This is a genomic window from Ensifer sesbaniae (genome assembly GCF_013283665.1).
Classification (GTDB): Bacteria; Pseudomonadota; Alphaproteobacteria; order Rhizobiales; family Rhizobiaceae; genus Ensifer; species Ensifer sesbaniae.
In genome coordinates, this window is sequence record NZ_JABEKU010000002.1 from 2,326,607 (window position 1) to 2,347,148 (window position 20,542).

At 60.1% G+C, this 20,542-nt stretch carries 12 protein-coding genes and 3 pseudogenes; 4 read left to right on the forward strand and 11 right to left on the reverse strand.

Features of this window, described 5'->3' with window-relative positions; all coding sequences use genetic code 11:
- Positions 1–383 precede the first annotated feature (383 nt).
- The 4 genes from BHMPCIPO_RS28585 to BHMPCIPO_RS28600 all read right to left on the reverse strand — a co-directional run bounded on the left by BHMPCIPO_RS28585 (position 384) and on the right by BHMPCIPO_RS28600 (position 4,591).
- Positions 384–1,490 (reverse strand): calcium:cation antiporter, encoded by a 1,107-nt coding sequence (locus BHMPCIPO_RS28585; protein WP_173520074.1) that lies wholly within the window; start codon positions 1,488–1,490, stop codon positions 384–386.
- Between the two features lie 82 nt (positions 1,491–1,572).
- A complete protein-coding gene (locus BHMPCIPO_RS28590) occupies positions 1,573–2,238 on the reverse strand; it encodes a hypothetical protein (RefSeq protein WP_210266666.1) in 666 nt (221 codons plus the stop codon).
- 142 nt (positions 2,239–2,380) lie between these two features.
- Positions 2,381–3,835, reverse strand: a complete 1,455-nt coding sequence (locus BHMPCIPO_RS28595; RefSeq protein ID WP_173520075.1) for a metal-dependent hydrolase family protein — start codon at positions 3,833–3,835, stop codon at positions 2,381–2,383.
- A gap of 177 nt (positions 3,836–4,012) precedes the next feature.
- Positions 4,013–4,591, reverse strand: coding sequence for a recombinase family protein (locus BHMPCIPO_RS28600; RefSeq protein ID WP_173520076.1), 579 nt, complete (start codon positions 4,589–4,591; stop codon positions 4,013–4,015).
- A gap of 154 nt (positions 4,592–4,745) precedes the next feature.
- Between BHMPCIPO_RS28600 and BHMPCIPO_RS28605 the strand changes: the two are divergent.
- From BHMPCIPO_RS28605 to BHMPCIPO_RS33550, 4 genes and pseudogenes are all read left to right on the forward strand, one after another.
- Positions 4,746–7,695: pseudogene (locus tag BHMPCIPO_RS28605) on the forward strand (Tn3 family transposase).
- 116 nt (positions 7,696–7,811) lie between these two features.
- Positions 7,812–8,936, forward strand: coding sequence for an IS1595 family transposase (locus BHMPCIPO_RS28610; RefSeq protein WP_173520077.1), 1,125 nt, complete (start codon positions 7,812–7,814; stop codon positions 8,934–8,936).
- A pseudogene (locus BHMPCIPO_RS33545) lies at positions 8,866–9,531 on the forward strand (AMP-binding protein); the annotation flags it as partial. The gene BHMPCIPO_RS28610 and the pseudogene BHMPCIPO_RS33545, both read left to right, overlap by 71 nt.
- A gap of 10 nt (positions 9,532–9,541) precedes the next feature.
- Positions 9,542–11,575 carry a thioesterase domain-containing protein gene (locus BHMPCIPO_RS33550; protein ID WP_282439100.1) on the forward strand — a complete coding sequence of 678 codons (2,034 nt, stop codon included), beginning with the start codon at positions 9,542–9,544 and terminating at the stop codon, positions 11,573–11,575.
- 356 nt (positions 11,576–11,931) lie between these two features.
- Here the strand turns inward: BHMPCIPO_RS33550 and BHMPCIPO_RS33250 are convergent, their stop codons facing one another.
- From BHMPCIPO_RS33250 to BHMPCIPO_RS28645, 7 genes and pseudogenes are all read right to left on the reverse strand, one after another.
- On the reverse strand, positions 11,932–13,320 hold the full coding sequence (locus BHMPCIPO_RS33250; RefSeq protein WP_246304712.1) for an ATP-dependent DNA helicase: 1,389 nt from the start codon (positions 13,318–13,320) through the stop codon (positions 11,932–11,934).
- Between the two features lie 210 nt (positions 13,321–13,530).
- A pseudogene (locus BHMPCIPO_RS33725) lies at positions 13,531–14,223 on the reverse strand (AAA family ATPase); the annotation flags it as partial.
- Positions 14,224–14,362: 139 nt separating this feature from the next.
- Positions 14,363–14,770 carry a VPA1267 family protein gene (locus BHMPCIPO_RS28625; RefSeq protein WP_173520079.1) on the reverse strand — a complete coding sequence of 136 codons (408 nt, stop codon included), beginning with the start codon at positions 14,768–14,770 and terminating at the stop codon, positions 14,363–14,365.
- Positions 14,770–15,225, reverse strand: coding sequence for a hypothetical protein (locus tag BHMPCIPO_RS28630; RefSeq protein ID WP_173520080.1), 456 nt, complete (start codon positions 15,223–15,225; stop codon positions 14,770–14,772). The genes BHMPCIPO_RS28625 and BHMPCIPO_RS28630 overlap by 1 nt, the downstream gene beginning before the upstream one ends.
- Complete coding sequence (locus tag BHMPCIPO_RS28635; RefSeq protein ID WP_173520081.1) at positions 15,218–17,563, reverse strand: hypothetical protein; 2,346 nt, start codon at positions 17,561–17,563, stop codon at positions 15,218–15,220. The genes BHMPCIPO_RS28630 and BHMPCIPO_RS28635 overlap by 8 nt, the downstream gene beginning before the upstream one ends.
- A complete protein-coding gene (locus BHMPCIPO_RS28640) occupies positions 17,560–19,044 on the reverse strand; it encodes a site-specific integrase (protein ID WP_246304592.1) in 1,485 nt (494 codons plus the stop codon). The genes BHMPCIPO_RS28635 and BHMPCIPO_RS28640 overlap by 4 nt, the downstream gene beginning before the upstream one ends.
- 50 nt (positions 19,045–19,094) lie before the next feature.
- Positions 19,095–20,306: a site-specific integrase gene (locus BHMPCIPO_RS28645; protein ID WP_210266667.1), complete on the reverse strand. Its 1,212-nt coding sequence runs from the start codon at positions 20,304–20,306 to the stop codon at positions 19,095–19,097.
- Between the last annotated feature and the right edge of the window lie 236 nt (positions 20,307–20,542).

Here is a 20,542-nt window from a genome sequence, read left to right on the forward strand (position 1 = left end):
GCGCTCGCGAGCGGCTTCGCTACCGCCGAGCTACACCACCTGTAGGGACACGACCGAGGCCCGACATGTCGGCACGATCAAGAACCATCCGACAGCAATCGGCAAGCTCGCTCGGAGAGCGTGAGGGACATCCGGGCGATCCTGCGCCTGTTATGAACAGGGCTGTCGGTGCGAGGTGGCCGAGCGGCTGAAGATCGGCAAGACCTCGGTTTCGACCTATCTGCTGCGGGCGCGGGAGGCGGGGATCAGGACAAGAACTGCTCGAAATCGTACGGCAAGCGCGAACCTAGCATGAACATCGAGTCCACAGCTTGAACGAATCTTGTGAAGAAACCTTCTGCCTCTGGCGGCGCCGCGCGGCCACAACCGTTTCCGATTGCGAATTAGGGCACGGCCGAAAGCAGGAGAAAGACAACGAATATGGAAAGATGAACTGCGCCCTGGAGCACGGTGGTTCTGCCTGTGCCAAGGGTGATGGTGCTGACGAAGAGTGTCAGGATAAGCATGACGAGGTTCTCGGGTGCGAGCCCCAGAGTAATGTTCTGCCCGAGCGTAACGGAAATCGCAGCGACTACCGGAACGGTCATCCCGATACTTGCAAGCGCTGAACCGAGAACAAGATTTACGCTGTTTTGAAGGCGGTTCATCAATGCCGCTTTGATCGAGGCTATGCCCTCCGGCAACAGAACGACACCCGCGATAACCACGCCAACGACTGCTTGCGGCAGCCCGACGGCGTCGACAGCGCTGTCGAGTGGATGCGAAAGCAACTTTGCCAGCAAGACGACTGCCACCAGGGCTAGCACGAGTAGGCCTCCAGTAGCCGACATATTGCCCTGCGGGTGTTCATGCTCAGCCGGAAGCGCCTTGCCGTCATCGATGGCGTCTATGTGATCCATGAAATAGTCGCGATGCCGAACCGTCTGAACGAACAGAAACACGCCGTAAAGGACCAGCGAGACAAATCCAATGATGGCAAGCTGTATTCGAGCGAACTGCTGTGGCTGTCCTGCGATGACGAAATTCGGCAGCACGAGAGACAGTGTCGCAAGTGTTCCGAGCACCGCCAGTGCCGCGGAAGCGGCATTCAACTGAAACGACTGCTCGTGGTGGCGTCGACCACCAAACACGAGACAAAGGCCTATGACGCCGTTGAGCACGATCATCACGGCGGCAAAAACCGTATCTCTCGCGACCTCTTCGTTTCCCTCGGCACCGGACAACATTATGGAGACGATGACCGCCACTTCGATGATTGTCACGCAGATGGCAAGGAGGATAGCTCCAAAAGGTTCGCCCACCCGCTCGGCAAGAACCTCGGCATGATGCACCGAGGCAAAAACCGCACCGGCGAGCAGGCCCGCCGACATCAGCAAGACGAGGACGGAGTCTTCGGGCAGCACGTGCGCTAGTGCCAGAGCAGCAATCACGCCACCGAGCAGCGGAATGGTCCAAGACCACAGCGGCACGTGTGTGGAGGTATCCTGCATTGTCGGCTTCCTCTTCCGATCCTTTGCTAACGTGAATGCGCCGCCCCGGTGCGCGAAATCGAGCGCGGTTTGCGACCTCCCATCAGAACCTGATGGTCAGCCCCAGGACCGGCCCCCTTGAGCGTCGCGTCAAAAACGTGACCGTCGTTTTCGTAATCGACGGAGAGAACCTTGTAGCCGGCGGGAAACGGTAAGCTTGTCGTTGAACGAATAGTTGATTGTTGCCAAGGCCTGCCATGTCAAATCCGATCCCACCGCAAATCCGCCGACATCCCCTTGGGCGAGAATCGTTGATATGGTAATGGGCTCTTGCCCCTACGATTGGATCGAACCAATCAAAGTCGCTTTGGATGGAGCGCGAGAAGCCGAGAAACGAAACCTTGGCGTCGGTTTCGATCCGCCAAGACCGGGCTCCAGCTAGGGCGTCGAAGGTGAACTCGGGAGAGTCGTAGAACCGGTATCCCGCTTGGAGAGACGCGGCGAACTGCGACGTATCGACGCTTGCGCCGATGGGTGGAATGCCGCCAATGATCGGCAGCCGACCGATCGTCTTGCTTTCAGTGAGGCTGACATACATCAGATCGCCCGAAATCACGAACCAGTCGTTGCGCGCCCAGAGGTTGACAAACCCGGCGACGTTCAAATCCTCCAATACGTCGGAGAAAGACTTCTCGATGGAAACGGTCGGAAGACGTCGGAAGGGCGAAACGTCACCGTCGATCCCCGCGGCCCACACGTACGGGGTCACTTGGAAGATCCAGCCTGACTCGGGCGCCTGTCTTGTGAAACAGGCGGGTCCAGGTCGGTTGCCATTGCGGTTGGAACGCCGAGCAGAAAGAAGCAGGTCAGATGGATTGAACTCGCGATACGGCCGTTCACGATAAGCCCCCTCAATTTGCCAGCATGTTCTTGTGGATGCGCCCGTCCCTCATGACCAGAGCCATGTTCTTGTCCGGATCAGCAATGAGGGAAAGATCGTCGAGCGGATTGCCATTTATGACGAGAATATCGGCGAGTGCCCCCGGTTCGATGACCCCAACCTTGGCCCGATATGGATTTCGTTCGCCAGAGAGGGCGAGAAGCTCTCCGTTGCGGCTCGTCGCCATCCGCAAAACGTCTGCGTTGTCGAACCAGCGGGAAAGTTTTGCAAGTTGTTTGCCTTGAGTAGCGGGGCCCTTGGGATTGAACAAGACATCGGTTCCCCACGCCATATTGACCTTGTGTTTCTTGCCCAGCTCGTAGGCGCGTACCGTGCCCTCGGCGATGTCCTGCTGCTGCTGCCTCTGTACTGGGTCCGATTTCGGGTTGGCGTCCTCGTCGGCGAGGAACGGCTGCAGACTCCACCATGCGCCTTCGCCGGCTATCATCTTGACCGCCTCCTCGTCGGCGAGTTGCCCGTGCTCGATGCATTTGACGCCGTTTTCTAAGGCCCTTTTGATGCCTTCGGGAGTGTAGACGTGGGTACAGACATAGGTCCCCCAGTCCGCGGCCGCGTTCACGGCGGCGCGGATTTCCTCGGCGGTAAACTGGTTGACGTGAATCGGGTCGTAGGCAGACGAGACACCGCCGCCGGTCATGATCTTGATTTGGCTCGCACCCAAAAGGAGTTGCTCACGCACGCGCCGAAGCACCTCGGGAACGCCATCGGCGATGGCGGCGATACCGGCCGCCTCGGGATGGCTGAGATCGTTGTACGAATAGCGCGGCACCTCATAGCGCATGCGGAAATCACCGTGCCCTGAAGTTTGAGAGATCATCGCGCCGGAAGGGAAAATACGCGGGCCTGGAAACTTGCCTTCATCGATCGCGCGTTTGAGGGCGAAGGACGGCCCGCCCACGTCGCGCACCGTGGTAAAGCCGCGCATCAGGGTTCTGCCAGCCTCCTCTGCAGCGACAAGATGGATGTAGGGCACGTCGGCCGTCAGCGCCAGCACCTCCGGTATCGCCGCCATGAGCGTGTGCCAATGGGCATCGATGAGCCCCGGCATCAATACACGTCCCCCACAGTCGACGACCTGCGCATCGGCAACCTTCTCCCCGGCCGGAACGAGCGCTTCGATCTTGTTCCCGGAGATGCGAAGATTCGAACCCTCGATGAGCTTGCTTGATCGTCCGTCGAAGATGCGCACGTTCTGCAACAAAATCGGTTTCGCCGGATCCGAAGCAAACGCGGGAACGTCGCCAATCGAAACCGTTGCCAAGGCGCCTGCGATCCCTTTGAGAAGGGATCGGCGGGACATCTGCTCGGAGATTCGGGCGTTGATCTGAGCAAAGATCGGGGTGTGACAGGCACAGCCCTCCCCATGGACGAGATGCTGGTATTTGCCGCCAAATCGCGCCTGCATAGCCCCTCGCTGGCAAGTTTCAGATGCTCAATTGATAATTCACAGGGTACTCCCGCGCAAGCTGTAGAATGAAGCCTAAAGTTTACAATCGCTTCGACTTCCCTCTTAAGTGCCGACGCCACGCACCTGACAACCACCTGCGGATAGGCCGCGTCGCTCATCAACGAGCAGCGCGTGTCACGAAGCTTTATCCCTGATGCGCATGACCGTTTGGCGACTGGTAGCGAACTTTCTGGCAACGGCCGAAACACTCATTCCAGCAGACAGGTCCTGGCGCGCATCCTGCTTCTGCTTTTCGTTGAGGGTCGAAGGGCGACCGAGAGTTTTGCCCTCCGATTTCGCACGCCTGAGACCGGATTGCGTCCTTTCAATCAGCAGGTCGCGTTCGAACTGCGCGACGGCGTTGAGGACGTTCATGGTCATCGTTCCAGCCGAACTCGTGAGGTCGACACCACCCAGTGCGAGGCAGTGAACCCGAACCCCCATTTCGCTCAGTGTCTTGACGGTCATGCTGACATCAATAGCATCGCGCCCGAGGCGATCGAGCTTGGTGACGATCAGCACATCGCCCGCTTCCAACCTGTCCATTAGCCGAGTGAAGCCTCGACGTTGGGCAATGGCTGTGCTGCCGGAGACGGTCTCGGCGATAATGCGGCGCGGCTCGACATGGAAGCCGGCCGCCTCAATTTCCTGAATCTGGTTTTCGGTGGTCTGCCCGGTCGTCGAGACGCGGACGTAGGCAAAGGTGGGCGGCATGGGGTCAATTTCGTCCGAATAGGCTGTCCGAAATATTCACTCTGTCCAAAATAATGTCAAGGTAATTTGTGGACAGTGCGTTTCAGGTCTGTACGGAACCGACCGTTTTCGGACAGAGGCAAGGCCATCGGCTCGCACTGTAAGGAGTAAGAAAATGGCCAGGCGGAAGCTTCTCAAGATTCAGGATCGACAGGAACTTTTTGACATTCCGACCGATGAGGACAGCCTGATCCGTCACTATTCCTTGTCTCCAGCCGACCGGCTGGAAATTGAAGTCCGGCGGCGCAAGCATAACCAGCTCGGCTTTGCGGTTCAGCTTTGCCTGATGCGATATCCCGGCAGGGCGCTCATGGCCAATGAAGTTCCGCCGAGAGCAATGCTCAACTATGTTGCCGAGCAACTCGATGTGGATCCCGATACGTTCGGCTTCTACGCTCGGCGGGAAGAGACCCGCCGGGAGCATATCGTCCATTTGCTTCGCTACTTGGGCATGAGGAGCGCAACGACTCAAGATCGTCGTGCGGCATTGCTGTCGGCGATTGAAGCGGCCGCGGTGACCGACAAGGGCATTTCGATTGCGAATGCTATCATTGCCACATTCCGAGAGCTCCGGGTCTTGTTGCCGACAGTGGACACCGTCGAGCGGATCGGGCTGGCGGCTCGCGCCGTAGCCCGTCGGGGCGCAGAAATCGCCTTGATCTCGGACCTGTCCCCTGAGCGGCGTCAGGGTCTCGATGATTTGCTGAAGGTGGATCCGGCGATAGGCCAGACCCGATTTCATTGGCTGCGTTCCGCACCGGATGCTCCGGGAGCTTTGAACCTGGTTGGATTGACCGAGCGGATCGCGTTCCTGCGCACCCTCGCCATCGATCCTCGCTTGCGGGCCCGCATTCCTTCCGGACGCTGGGATCAGATGATCCGGGAGGGCGATGTCACGCCGGCGTGGCTCGCCAGCGACTTCAATGCCAATAGACGGCATGCGACGATCGTCGCGCAGATCATCAAGCTTGGCCCGAGGCTCACCGATGATGCGGTGACGATGTTCATCAAGCTGATCGGCCGGCTCTTTTCTCAGGCCAACAACCGCAAAAAACAGGGCCACATGAATTCCCGGATCGAGACATCCACGGCGTTGCGGCTGTTCCTTGAGACGATATCGGCCCTGCAAGCCGCCAACGACAATGATGAGAACGCACTCGAGACACTGGACCAGCAAGTTGGTTGGCATCGGCTGCTGCAAATGAAGCCCGGCCTCGAAGCCATGGTCGAGGACAATGATGCCTCGCCCCTGGTTCTGGCGGCCGAGCAATATGCGAATGTCCGGAAATACGCTGGAGCCTTCCTGCAGACGTTTACCTTCCACTCGACGCGCCGGCACGATCCCCTGCTTGCCGCGATCGCAACCCTGAGAACCCTTTACACGGAAGGGCGGCGCGTGCTTCCCGCGCGCGTCCCGATCGCCCATCTCGGTGCAGCCGAGCGGAAACTGATCTTCAGACAGGCAAAGCCCGACCGGCGGCTCTACGAGATTGCAACGCTTGCAGCAATGCGCGGAGCGTCTTCGCTCCGCCGACATCTGGGTCGAGGGCAGCCGCTCATCCGACCGATTGACGAACATCTCATGCCAAAGCCCGCCTTCATCGCCATGAAGGAGGAGGGCACGCTCCGTCTTGGGGTGCAGGGTGATGGTGCCGCCTGGCTCGCTGAAGTCCAGCAAATGATGGACTTCAATCTCAAGCGCCTTGCCCTTCGAGCCCGCAACGACAAACTCCAAGGCGTTAGGCTCGAGGCCGGAACCCTGATCGTGACACCACCAGCCAGCGAGGTTCCCGCCGCGGCCGAGGAACTGAACGTTGAGATCACCGACATGTACCCGCTGGTCGAAGTGCCGGATCTTCTCCGGGAAGTGCATGAGTGGACCGGATTCGCCTACCCACGTTCGCACAGGAGATACGCCGCAAAACATCTCCGCCATGCTCGCCGGCGTGCTTGCAGACGCGGCCAATCTCGGCCCGAAGCGCATGGCCGGCGCGTCCAAGGGCATCAGCGCCCATCAGATCGGCTGGATGCGCACCTTCCATGCCCGATCCGAAACCTACCGGGCCGCCCAAGCCTGTGTGACGGACGCCCATACACGTCATCCCCATTCTCGGCTGTGGGGAGATGGGACGACGGCCTCGTCTGATGGGCAGTTCTTCCGTGCCAGCGACCGTGCCGCAAAACGCGGCGACATCAATCTCCACTATAGCAACGAGCCGGGATCGAAGTTCTACAGCCATCTGTCCGATCAATATGGCTACTTCAGCATTCTGCCGATCAGTCCGACCGAGAGCGATGACCTGTTCGACCACGACACGATCCTTGAGATCGAAGAGCTCTTTACCGACACCGGCGGCGCCACCGATCACGTCTTTGCGCTGTTCGCCCTGATCGGCAAGCGCTTCGCACCGCGCCTGCGCAGCCTCAAGGATCGAAAATTCCATACTTTCGAGAAGGCCAATGCTTATCCGGCCCTGGCCAGTCATATTGGCGCGCTGATCAACACCGCCCTTATTCTCGAACACTGGGACGATCTGCTGCATCTGGCGGCGTCGATCACGACACGCTCCGTTGTCCCCTCGACGATTCTCAAGAAGCTCGCGGCGTCATCCAAGGCCAGCCAGTTGGCCAAGGCCCTCCGGGAGCTCGGTCGGATCGAACGATCCCTGTTCATGATCGAATGGTACTCAAGCCCGGCGCTTCGCCGGCGGTGCCAGGCCGGGCTCAACAAAGGTGAGGCTGCCCACAAGCTCAAGCGCGCCGTGTTCTTCCACGAGCGCGGTGAGATCCGCGACCGATCATTCGAGAGCCAGGCATTCCGTGCCTCCGGCCTCAATCTCGTCGTCAGCGCCATCGTGCATTGGAACACCGCCTATCTCAGCCGCGCCGTCGCTCACCTTCGTCAGAGCGGCCGGATCGTCCCTGACGTTCTGCTCAAGCACGTCTCACCGCTCAGTTGGGAGCATATCAATCTCACCGGCATCTATTCCTGGGACGATGAGCAGCGGATGCTGGAAGGCTTCAGGCCGTTGCGCCTTCCCGGACGAATCCTTCGCGTAGCATGATGTTCATGCTCCGTTCGGTCTTAGCGTACGAGGCCTTTATCAACCAAAGACAGCAATAGCCTTGCTATCCAAGGGTTGCCATGCGATTCTTCGGGCATGATCCGAGGGAGATGAGCATGTCGGAAACGATGCTTGCAGCGCTTACCAACATTCGGACCGCGGAAGATATGATCGTGGCCTTTCGCGATGAGGAGCAGTCTCGGCGGTTGCTGGAAAGCATGGTGTGGCCGGCTGGGAGAGTTTGCCCTGCCTGTGGTTACAAGCGCTCGATTGCAATCGCCGGGCGCGATATGGGCAAGCGGCGTGCGCGCCCGGGTCTCTATCAATGCTCCAGCGGCGATTGTCGCTTCCAGTTTACGGTGACGACACACACGCCGCTGCATTCCACGAAGCTTCCTCTGAGTGTCTGGCTGAAGGGCATGTGGCTGATGCTGCAGTCGGATAAAGGTTTGTCCTCAGTGCGCCTGGCCGAGGCTCTGGGGGTGAGCCAGCCGACGGCCTGGCGGATGGGACACGCGCTGCGTCTCATGGCGGCGCGCGAGCACATGCTCGATGGCACGGTGGAGATCGACCATTTTTATCTCGGTGGGCGAGCAAGAATAAATCCGGACGATCCGCCGCCTGGACGCGGCCGAAAAGGTCTACCGAATACCCAGAAGACGCCTGTCATGGTGATCGTGCAGCGACCAGATGACGTCACACCCGGCACTCCGGCCGGTGACGCGCGTGCTGCGGTGGTGACTGGTCTTTCGCTCCGTGCAGCGGCGCGCGCCGCCGAAGCGCAGATTGACCCGGACGCCTATTTGATGAGCGATGAGGCGACAGCGTTCATGGCCCTTGGCGAGAACTATTCCAGGCATGACACTGTGAAGCATTCCAGCCGCGAATACGTTCGTGACGCCGTTCATGTCAATTCGGTCGAAGGTTTCAATGCCCGCGTCCGCCGCACCATTGCCGGTGTCTTTCATCATATCAGCCCGCAGCACGCCGACCTGTATTTCCACGAGATCGGTTTCCGCTGGTCACAGCGCATTGTGACGGGCCAGGCTGTTCGGAAAACCCGAAATGGCAGGGAACGCATCAAAACCATGTGGTCGCGAGTGCCGCCGGCGCTGCAATTGCTGCAAGTCTTTCGCGCTGCTACCGGCCGTCAAATGCGCAGAAGTCCGGATGGTGGCATCATCGTCAAATCAGCAGTCGCTGTCTTTGGTTGTCTATCCGTCGCAGCTGTGCATCCATGAGCTGTTCGAGGCGCAGGTGCGTGAGGCGCCCGACAGGGTGGCGGTGGTGCATGGGGCCGAGGAACTGAGCTATGGCGATCTCAACGAGCGCGCCAATCGCCTGGCGCATCATCTGATCGGCCTCGGGGTCAAGCCGGACCAGCCGGTGGCGATCTGCCTGGAGCGCAGCCCGATGATGGTGGTCGGGGTTCTGGCGATCCTGAAGGCGGGCGGCGCCTATCTGCCGCTCGACCCGGCCTATCCGAGCGCCCGGCTCAACCAGGTGCTTAACGATGCCGCCCCGCGGCTCATGCTTTGCGATGCGGCTGGGCGCCAAGCCCTCGGCGCCGAGGCGCTTGGCCAGGTCGGTGTGGTCGACCTCGACACCGCGGCACCCGCCTGGGCCGGGCAGCCGGCGACGGATCCGGATCCGCGTGCGCTCGGGCTCACCGCGCGCCATCTCGCCTATATCATCTACACCTCAGGCTCCACCGGAACACCAAAGGGCGTCATGGTCGAGCATCGAAGCACTGCGAACCTGTTGCATTGGAACAGCGGCGCGTTTGCGCGATCGGAGACCAGCCGCGTGCTGTTCTCCACCTCGATCAGCTTCGATCTGTCTGTCTATGAGTGCTTCGGAGCGCTCTCGCAGGGCGGCACGCTGTCTTGCCGAGAATGCACTGGCATTGGCGCAGACGCCTTCCGGCGTCTCGCTGATCAATACAGTGCCCTCTGCCATAGCCGCTCTGCTCGAGAAGAAAGCAGTCCCCGCCTCGGCAAGCGCCATCAATTTGGCGGGCGAGCGGCTGAGCGCAGGTGTGATCGAACGAATCTTCGACAACACGCGCGTCCTAAAGATTTGCAATCTGTACGCTCCCTCGGAGACAACGACGTATTCAACCTGGGTTTGCATGGCCAGGGGAGAGGCTGTCGTTGAAACGATCGGGCGTCCGATATCGAACACGCGGGTGTATCTGCTGGACGGTGATGGCCAGCCTGTGCCGTTCGGGGCGGTGGGCGAGCTCTATATTGGCGGGGCAGGGGTAGCACGTGGCTACCTCAACCGCCCGGAGCTGACGGCGGAGCGGTTCCTGGCCGATCTGTTCAGCGGCGAGGCGAATGCGCGCATGTACCGGACCGGGGATCTCGCGCGCTACCGGCCGGACGGCAATCTCGAGTTCCTGGGCCGCAACGACGAGCAGGTGAAGATCCGCGGATTCCGCATCGAGCCGAGCGAGATCGCCGCCCGACTGCTGGAGCACAAGCGGGTACGCGAGGCCGTGGTGGTGGCGCGTGAGGACCGGGCGGGCCAGATGCGGCTGGTCGCCTATGTGGTGTGCGCGCCGCAAGCGGGAGATGAAGCGGGGGCCGAGGGCGAAGCGGGAGCCGGGGGCGAAGATCCGGGCGCGCTTGCCGGCGCCTTGCGCGCGCACCTTGGCGCGCGGCTGCCCGACTACATGGTGCCGGCCGCCTTCGTGCGGCTGGAAGCACTGCCGCTGACGGCGAACGGCAAGCTCGACCGCAAGGGGCTGCCTGTTCCCGACGACGATGCCTATGCGCGGCGGGGCTACGAGGCGCCGCAGGGCGCGGTCGAGACGGCGCTGGCGGCGATCTGGGCCGAGCTTCTGGGGCTGGAGCGGGTCGGCCGCCACGACAACTTCTTCGAGCTCGGCGGCCATTCGCTGCTGGCGGTGCAGCTGCTCAGTCGAGCCTCAAACCTTGGACTGAAATTGAGCGCCAGCGATCTCTTCCGGACACCCCTTCTGAAGGACCTCGCATCGAAGCTTAATTTTGAACGACGGCCGAGCAATGCAGAAGTGATTCCCATCCGTGCGGCTGGATCGCAACCGCCGCTCTTCTTTGTTCCGACAGGGTTGGGTGACTGTTCCTACGCCGCCAAATTGGTCAGCGAAATGGACACCGACTGTCCCGCCTATGCTGTGCCGTGGCCCGATTTCAATGAACTTTGTCCCCCGACTCTTGAAGAGATGGCTTCGCAGGCAATCGGGGTGATGAAAGAAACCCAGCCATCTGGGCCATATCGCCTCGCTGGATACTCATTAGGCGGCTTCTTGGCTTACGCGATTGCGGAGCACCTATTGAGACTAGGCGAAGCTGTATCATTCATGGCGTTCATCGATGTTACGCTACCTGAAAATGGCTCGACCATCTCACTCAACCAAATCATGAACGAACTGGTTCTAGAAGGCCTCGAAATGCTGGATGATGAGCGCTTTGCAGAGCTTGAACGCTTCGCTGAACAAAGCTCGATTTCCCAGCTGCTTGAAAAGGCGCAGCAAATCGGAGCGATCCCGTCAAATCGTGATCTGCGAAATGACGTGGCGATGTATGAAAAAATTGCTCGGTTCCACGGGGCGCTGCAAGGGTACGAACCTCCATCCCTGCCGATTGGAATACATCAGTTTTATGCCACTGAAATTTGTCCTCCCCGTAGGGCACGAGCCAAAAGCCCAATAGATCCAGAGGCCACTTCGCCTGCGCGGGGTTGGGACCGAGTTTTGAGTGCGGCGGCCATTCATACCGTGCCGGTTCCTGGCGATCACGCGACGATGATGAATATACCAGGAAACCGCCGACTTTTGGCTCGAGCCATTTCAATGGCCTTCGCCAGATCAACGTTTCGCCCGTGTCCAGTATGAGACGGCTATATCCGCAATTGGACACGGAGGTTTAAGTTCTCACCGCCGCCGCATCTGCGGCGAAAAAAGCAACGATCGAACCGCACGCTACCGAGGAAATCGCAACTGCGTAAGCGGCGGTTTGTGGCCAAAAGCAACAGAAACAAAACCGCTCGCGAGTTCCAAAAAATGCCGTTTCGGAAGCGAAGCTGGGTGAGTGAGTGAGGTTCAGCCCCTGCGGCTCAGGGGCTGTCGCTTCGCGTCGCTCAAGAACGGTGTCGCATGCGGGATTTCCAGCATATGTTGCTTCCGCTCAGACGAAGATTTCGCAACAGTTGCCAGCAGTGTTGCGTCGTCTGGACTGCGACCCTGTTGCTTTATTCCAGCTCAAAACGGAGCGCAGTCACGCGCGATAAACTTCTCGGTGCAGAGGTGATGATTTCATTGATGTGATCGATCTCGCCGACAAGCACCACGGTCTCGATCGCTCGCGTGATCGCGGTGTAAAGCATGGTTCGGTCAAGTAGCCTGGAGCGAATGACGGGGATGATGACGCGGCGGAAGGCAGAGCCTTGCGCCTTATGCACGCTGATCGCCCAGCCGAGCGACAGCTTTTCAAGATCAGCTGCAGTGATTGCGTCCTCAGCACCGTCGTCGAATCTGACCCAGGCACCTTTCGGATGAAGCTTCTTCAACACGCCGAGGGAGCCGTTCATGAACCCCGAGCAGATCGGCTCTCCCGTGGCTTTGTCGGTCTGCGGATTGCCCGCTGCATCGAGCTGCGGCGCCTTGGAATAGTCGTTCCTGAGCCACATGATCCTGGAGCCTACACTCAAGCCCCAATCCTCAATCTTCGGCTGGCAGGCCATGTATTCCGCCTCGATGGCGCGGTTCAGCTCCTTCGAACCGGCAGGTCCGTTTTTCACCTGGGTGAGCATCTGCACGTCGAGCTCGTGCAATGCCGAAGTCTTGCCGTTTGCAGGTGGCGGGCCACACATGGCGCGGAACGCGGCCAGCGCCTTCGTCGCAATCTCCTCCTTCGAGGAGGGAAAGAGATAAATGCCCCGAGAAAGGCCGGCGTTCGGATCGAACCGCCGGAGGTTCACCGGTTTGCCGTGACGGACGGCAGAGGCGATGGCGGGAATGCCAGTGGCATCGTTCTGCCGATGAACGATTTCCAGAGTGACGGCAGGGATACCTTGGGTTCTGATCATCGTGTGGAAGGGAAGGCCCGGCCCGATCGGCGGAAGCTGGCCGGGATCGCCGATGAAGATCAGGTTGACCTCGGGCGGCAATTGCACGAGCACCCGATAGATCGAGGGCGTATCCAACATTGAAGCCTCGTCGAAGATAATCGTCCCACCACGAATCTTACGGCCGGCGTTTTCGATGTCATGCACCAGTCGGGAGAGGGTGCAGGCCGGACGGTCGGTGGCCTCGCTGATCCGCCGCACAGCGCGTCCCGCCAAGGCCACCTGCAGGTGCTCGATCCCGCCGTGGTGGGCGACCGGAAGATCGTCGCGCAAGGCTTCCAGCGCAGTGAGGATCGCCCGTACGACGGTGGTCTTGCCTGTGCCGGCGCCGCCGCTGATTATGCACACGCCGCAGGCCGTCGCCATGAACACCGCCTCCCGCTGGGCTTCGGTCAGCCGGTAGCCGATCTCAGTCTCGACATTGGTGATCGCGTCGATGACGAGCTTGCCGTCCGAAGCCGGACGCTGCCGGCGGACCCTTTCCCCGATCAACCGCCCGATCTCGTCCTCCATAAACCGGCACGCTCGGGATTGCAGGATCTCGGGCGCCGGCGAGACGACGCGACCGCTCGACAGAGCGACATCGAGGGCCTCGGCTGGATTGCCGCTCCACGGCATCAACAGGCGGCGGAGCAGTTGCTTTACCACCGCAGCAGGGGAGGCCATATGACCGGCGCGGAAGTTGATAGCGAGGGCCTCCTCGATGGCCGCAGCAAGCCGCCTGTGATCGTCAACGGCGACGCCGAGACGAAGTGCTCGAGCATCAACATCGCGCCACGTTTCAAGCAGCGTCATGGTGTATGGATCGGCCTTGATCCGCTCGATCGCACCGATACCCCAGACACGGGCCGCCGCGCCGGCGACACGGGGCGCGACGCCATAGCGATCAAGCCAGCGGAAGATTTCGGCCTCGTCGCTGAGCATGCCGAAGCCGTCGACGATGGCGACAGCGCGCTCGGCGCCGACGAGGTCTGCCAAGGGCCGTAGCTCGCGATCGCGAATGCGATCATAGAGGCTGTCGCCGAACGCATCCCAAAGCCTGTTTGCCGTCGCCCAACCGATACCAGGAAAGCGCTTGTCTGTGGCAAGATGGCGGATGATCGCCTGGCCACTGGTGACCAGGGGGAGCGCCACTACCGCATGCAATTGCGGGCCAAATTCAGGATGCAGCCTCATCTCGCCAGTCACGCGCCGGGTTTCACCGATCGCCGGATCACGCGGCGTTCTTTTCGCCGGAACGAGGGCACGGCGGAGTTGGCCGTTTTCGTCTCGGCCGATGATCACATGATCGCCGAAGCGGCTCGTGTGCACCGAGGTGACGGCCAGCTCCCAGGAGGACGACCGCTCAGATCGCTCACCAAGGACCGGGGCCGTCTGGTTCTCGAAGCCGCCCCGTCGTTTCACGGCCCCTGCCATGGTGTCCGGCTCTCCGTTCACTGCGGCCACCCACGCCGTGCCGTCGCGGGTCCCTGTGCCTCGTTCACTGCGATCCGGCCTCCACGGCGTTTCGGGGCCACGACGGCGCGGCTCCGAGGACCAGACTTCGAGAACCCAATCACGGCAGCCTGCCAGTCTCGGCGATCACCGCGCTCAATCTTTTCAGGCGGTCGAGCTCTCGCCGAAGCGAGGCATTCTCGGCCAGCAGGCGAAGGTTTTCGTCTTCGAGCGCCATCTGGCCGGCATCTGCCTTGGCCTTCTGATCCCGGACAGCTTCGGCCTGCTCCAGCCGCGACAGGCTCGCGTTGCGATCCCGGTCGTCGGCGTCGCGCAGGATTTCGGCGCAACGCGGATTGGTGCGGAAGACCTGTCGGTCAAAGCCGCATTCCTTGGCGATGATGCTCTTGTTCAGATCGACACCGTATTTCGGAAGCGGCTCGTCCTTGTGCCGTACCAGGTATTCGATCAGAGCATCGACGTGCTCCTTGGCAATCTCGACGCCGCTTTTGCCGGTTTTTCGCACCATCAGGTGTCCCTCTGCGGCGACAGGCTGATGACGCTCGCCTCGGGAAGGCTGCCGATCTTTTCTAGCCGATCGACGGCAGCCTGGTATCCCTCGAAGAACCGCTTCCACGCCGGGAAGCCACCCGCTTCGGCGACGGCCAGGATCATGGCACGATGCGACGCAATCAGCAGTTCCTTGTCAGTCTGCAACTGGTCGATATCTGCGGTCTTCATCGCTGCGAGCCTTTCCAGCTCAGCAGGGGACTTCTTGCTGGATCGCTCGACGACTGAGCGGACCGCTTTCTGCTTTTTGATCGCTGCCTCGACCATCCCGCGGCGGCTTTCAATGCGGGTGATGTCGGTCGCATGCCTGAAGACGCCATCGCTGCGCCTGCAGACGGCACGCACGCTGATGTCCTCGTCATCGGCGACCATCGCCTCCAGGATTTCCTCAAGCAGCCGGCTCTTATCAATCATTCAGATCCCTCAAGCGCTTCATGGTGTCGATGATTGTGGTGCCAGCTTTCCGTTCGGCTGACACGGACAGATCGCTCCCGTCCGGGAAGGCCTGCATTCCCGCGTCCTTGCCGAGCGCCTTGACGATATTTTCGTACCGGAGGCGAGCGTGGGTGAGCTGGTTGGCCCAGCCCACGTTGCGTTGGTTCTCGGGCAGAGCTGCCAGCTTGATAATCACCTTCGTAAACCTGTCTCGCATGCGCTGCAGGTTTTCCTGCTCGCTTGCGACATCGGTGCGCGCCAAATGCAGACACCCATCGAAGCATTCGAGATGCTTGGGGCAGGGGTCGCTGGTGAAGCTGTTGATGCATAGGACGTAGGGCGTGACGTGCAGGCCGTCTGCCTCGGCATTGAGATAGTCGAAGGCGGCCGCTTCGCCGTACTCGCGCCGGACACGGCGGAACTCCTCGACGACAGGACCACGCGCCTTATCCGCCGATATCAGTTTGGAGACCTGTTTCGCTTTGTCACCGAGCCGCTCCGCCGCCTCTGGAGGAAGGTCGATATCGATGAGGTCCTCGGCGAGACTGCGATGATCATATAAGTAGCTCTGCTGAACGCTGCGCCGATTGAATCTCTTGGTGATGATCGTGTCGGCGACTCCGAGACGGAATAGTTCGGTGTTCTGAAGGTGCCGCAGCGCATGCGGGGTAAGCCGAAGAGCGCGATCTTCCTCGGTCATTCCGTAGCGCTCGAATAGGGTGTCGCCGCTGCCTCTGCCGCTGGTCGAGCGGGTCAAGTCGTGCCTGTCGATGCGGCCAATCGCGGAATAGAGGGTTGTGTCGAGGATGCCGTGGTTGCGACCTTCGATCACGTTCCTGACCGGCATGATGAACATGAGTTCGTGAGGGTAGAACTCGGTACCGTCCGTGATCGTCGTTGGCATCGTATCCGACAGCTTGGTCGTCCGGTTCTTCCAGATATGGTGCTCGACATCACCGACGCGAACGTCGGCCGTCCGCCAATCGAACCGGGCATAGATGGGGTTGCTCGGGATGCCCCGTAGCAGAGGGGCGCCCCAGAACCGTGGAAGCATGCTCTGGTTGCCTCCAAGTTGGTACTGCCTGATCTTATCGAGTGCCTCGGCATCATAGGTTTCGCGATAATTCTGCACCAAGCTCAAAGGAATGTCCGGATCAGAGAAAGCAATATTGCCCGTCATCCTGACGTACATTTCCCAAGCAGGAATGAATGCATCTTCGGGGTATTCCGGAAAGATGCGGCTCGTTTCAGTCTGTCGCCTCAGCCTCTCGCGCAGCGGTGTAGTGATCCTTTCGACATGCTCAAGTGTCTCGATGAGGATCTCCTCGAACATCGGCGGAACATGCTGGGTATTCTCATAGAAGGACACGCCGTCGGGGCGCTCATCCTCTTCCTGCTTTTCCGCGAAGTGGCGGATCATCAGCGAGCGAGAGAAGCCGCCGCGGCCTGCGGCCGGTCGCCCGTCGGCATCCAGATATTCGCGCCATCGCTTCCAGTCCAAGGGCACACTCACAGCTTCGCCGATCCGAAAGCCCATGATGATCTGCACCTTGAAGACAGCAAAGCGGATCGCATCGGAGAAGGAGTGCGGCGTTTCCGTGAACACGATCCGTGCCAATTCCCAGAACGCACGTTCCTCGGGCAACTTCGCCGCCGATTTCCTTTCGGCGAGCGAGCGGCGGAGGCCGTCCTTTCCGCCATGAGCATTCTGTCGCTTTCGAAGGGTTTCGACCTGCTGCTGGGCGGACAGGGATTCGTTGCTCGGATAAGGGATGCAAAAACGGGCAAGCGCAGGGATGTTGGCGAGCTTCTGTCGGTCGAGAATGGTTTTCACCATGGTGACGAAGTCGAGAGCAAGTTTCCCGGAATTTGCAGAACGCAAGACTGCATTGTAGGCGAGCTGGATTTGCTCGGTGGTAATCGCCCAAGGCGGAGCGCCATCAGCGGCAGGGGCGAGCCTCCTGATGCCGTGCGCTATCAGCTCTGCACTGTGCGGCTTGGTCTTGCCGACGAGCAGCTTATGAACGAAGACCGCTTGGTACAGGTCGCGCCAATGCTGCGGCATCGGCCCAAGGGCAAAAGGCTTCTGGTTCATCCCTTGTCTGATCTCGTTGAGTTTCTGGACTGCTAGGGGATCTGCGCCCAACTGCCCCAACCAGTAAGTGGGTGGCGGCAGCATGCCCACGAGTTTCGTGAGGTTCCAGCGCGTATCTTTGCTGACTTCGCCCTTATCGTCGCAGACGAGGTCCCAGTCGAGGCCGCGCCCCCTCGCCAACTGCTTGGCGGTGGCGATGTATTCCGCATAAAACGGGTTCACGATCGTTCCTCGTCGATGTTCTCGGATTTGAGCGCCTCGACGACCCGGCGCACCGCATCGAGGGTGGTCTTAAGCTGCGCGTAGGCGGGGGACTGCTGGTTATATCGGGAGGCGGCGGCGAACTCGGTCACCACGGGCCGCAAGCTCTCCAGTACCTCCTGATGGATTTCCGGCTCGCCAAGCGGCATGAACCTCGAACAGGTGTAACACGCCAAAACCGGATTCTTGATGCAAAGACTCTGGCCGAGATTGCAGCCGCCGATCCCGGCAATGGGAATGCCGTGGGGCACGGCCCCGATCTGCTGATCGGGCGGCAGCCCGAGAAGCTGCGCCTTGTCGATGGTCTTGGTCTTGGCGATCTTGGCGATGTTCGAATAAATCGGCGAGATCGCCAGCGCTTCGTTGATGCGCTGCGCCTGGGCGGGCGACGTGTCGAAGTAGACGTTGGCGATGCGGTCGCTGGTGTGGCCCAGGAACTCGGTCAGGCCGAGATGGGAGATGCCGCTGTCTGCTAGACGCTGGGCTGCCGTGTGCCTCAGGTCGGTTGGCGACCAGGCTTCGCCCGTCAGTTCCTCGGTCAACTCCATGATGGCGTCACTGACGCCAAGCGGCGTAAGGCCGAAGAGCAGGCGAGGGGGCACTCCGTCATCCGGCTGGATCGCGCCATTCTCACGTCGCTTCACCAGTTCATTGAACATCGAAGCCCATTCTCGCTTAATCCGCCGAGTCACGCGAATGCGCTTGCTCCTGTCCTTTTGCTTGATCAGCAAAACGGCGACATGGACGGCACCTGTCGAGAAGAGCCGCACGTCGGCAAGCTCGATGCGGGCGATCTGGCCCGCTCGGAACGCGTACTGGTACGACATGACGAGCATGCAGACGTCGCGCAACGCGGTTCCATCCACCGCGTCGGGATTGGCCGCCAGCCTCGCGCACATATCATCGATGTGGTTGACGAGCATGGCCTGCTGGTCCAGGGGAAGGAAACAGTCGCCGGCGCGCACGACACGATACTTGTCGACTTTTGGGCTTTTCAGTCCTCGTATGATCGAGGCCATAGGCGAGGACCAATGACCGATGTTGAGGCGGCAGAGCGAGTGGAGCGTCGATCGGAGCGCAAAACTTTCATCGGCGCTCACATCCGCGAGGACATAAGTGTTCCAATGAGCGCGAGCGTCGTAGGGTGTCGAGGTGATGAGCTCAACTAAGGAACCAATCCCACGGCGAGAGACGTACCTATGGACGCCGGCGACTTTCATAACGACTGTTGTCGGGTCAAGACGGCTCAGCCATTCTACAAAGATATGCCTGAAGACGGATTCTGCGGGCTGGAACCTGGCAAAGTCGATCTTCCACTCGCGACCGTCCACACACAGCGTGAGCGGTTTGTCTTCCTCGATATTCCGAAGCGCGTGCGTCTTGTTAGAGAAGTCATCAAAATATTTCACCACGAGCGGCAATGGCGGTAGTTTGGCCGACAACCTCCCGATCTCGGTTAGAAGTCCAACCTCCAACTTGTGCCCGGGCGCGCTCAATGATCTCGCTCCGGATTGATGCTCCTCAAGGCCTCCACGAACGTGCCGAACTTCTCGTCCCAGACCTCGGCAAGGCTGGTCTCGAGGTATGCCTTGGCGTAGAGCCGCGGCATGCTGGATGCCTTTGACCACCCGAAGAATATCCGGAGCTTCTCCTGCGCCTTTTCAACATCGACGCCGGCCTCCTGATAACGCCTCATGCGGACAGCCGCCGCGGTATGGCGAAGGTCATGGCAGGTAACGCCTTGAAGACCCTGTTTCTGCAACGATTTTCTGGCGTCGCCAGATAACGCTGCTGTGACGGTCGCGAAGATTTCGTTGAACGATCGCAGGGCCAGCGGTTTAGCTTTCTGCGAGATAAGCAGTTGGGGATAATTGGCCCGTCCGCGATAGTTCACTCTATATATGTGCTCCAACTCAATGATCTCTTGCGGGAGCGGGAGCTGGCGCCGGGACTGCTCTGTCTTCAAACCCGGCCGTTCGTAGCGGGGATCGCCGTCATCCGTATCTTCGATGTCCAGCCAGTGAACGGATTTTCCCGCCACGGGATCGAAGTCTTGCTTGAATGAATTGGTGTGCAGGAGTGCCACCTGGCCACGACGCAAGCCGAGGCGCAACAGCAACAGGAAGATCAACAGGTTGCGCCAGCGCAACGCCTCGGTCTTGAATGGATTGCGCGAAGATTCCGGATTGAAGATGTCGTACAAATCCTCGACCACAATTGGAGGAAGTGCACGGATCTGCGACACTGACGTCTGGGGATTGGGCGCGAGCTGCCGATACAGCGTGTCGAGCCGAAGAAGCTTGGCGTCCATTTCGGAAGCCCGAGTGCCAGATGCATCTCCGGCAATTCGCAGCATATCGGTCACGAAGCTGACGGCAGATTTCCAGGTACTGGTCTTATCGATGCCAGCGACGGCGGCCTCATTGCGGAGCTGTGCGAGGAAGCCCATCAGGCAGTCTTCGAGTGCGTTGGCATCGGCGTCGGCGATCAGGCGGTCGAGGCAGTCGCTGCCACGCTGGCGCCCAACCGACTCGTAGAGCCGGTCCAAAGTGGCAAGATGCCTGCGGCGCGTCGACGGCCGCAAGGACGTTTTCAGCACATCGCTCCAGATCGTGGCCCAGAAGCGTGGAACCCCGAACGGACCGACGCAGACCAGTCCGGAAAAAGACTTCGGAAGTGAACTAGAAACGAGATTGACGGGCATTGGCGAATCACACGCAATGCTGAGCGCGCCTTTCACGTTTTCGACGGGAAACGCAACAATCCAAACTGCTCTTAATCAAAACATGCCAGATCAGCATGACGGCTGTTTGAATGCCAAAACGCAACAGAAGCAAAACCGCCTGTTTGTTCCATAATATAGATTACGCAACTAAGCCATGTAGGGGCTATTTAGTAATGCGACAGTTGGGCCAGTTAGAGATGCGACACTCTCGCCTC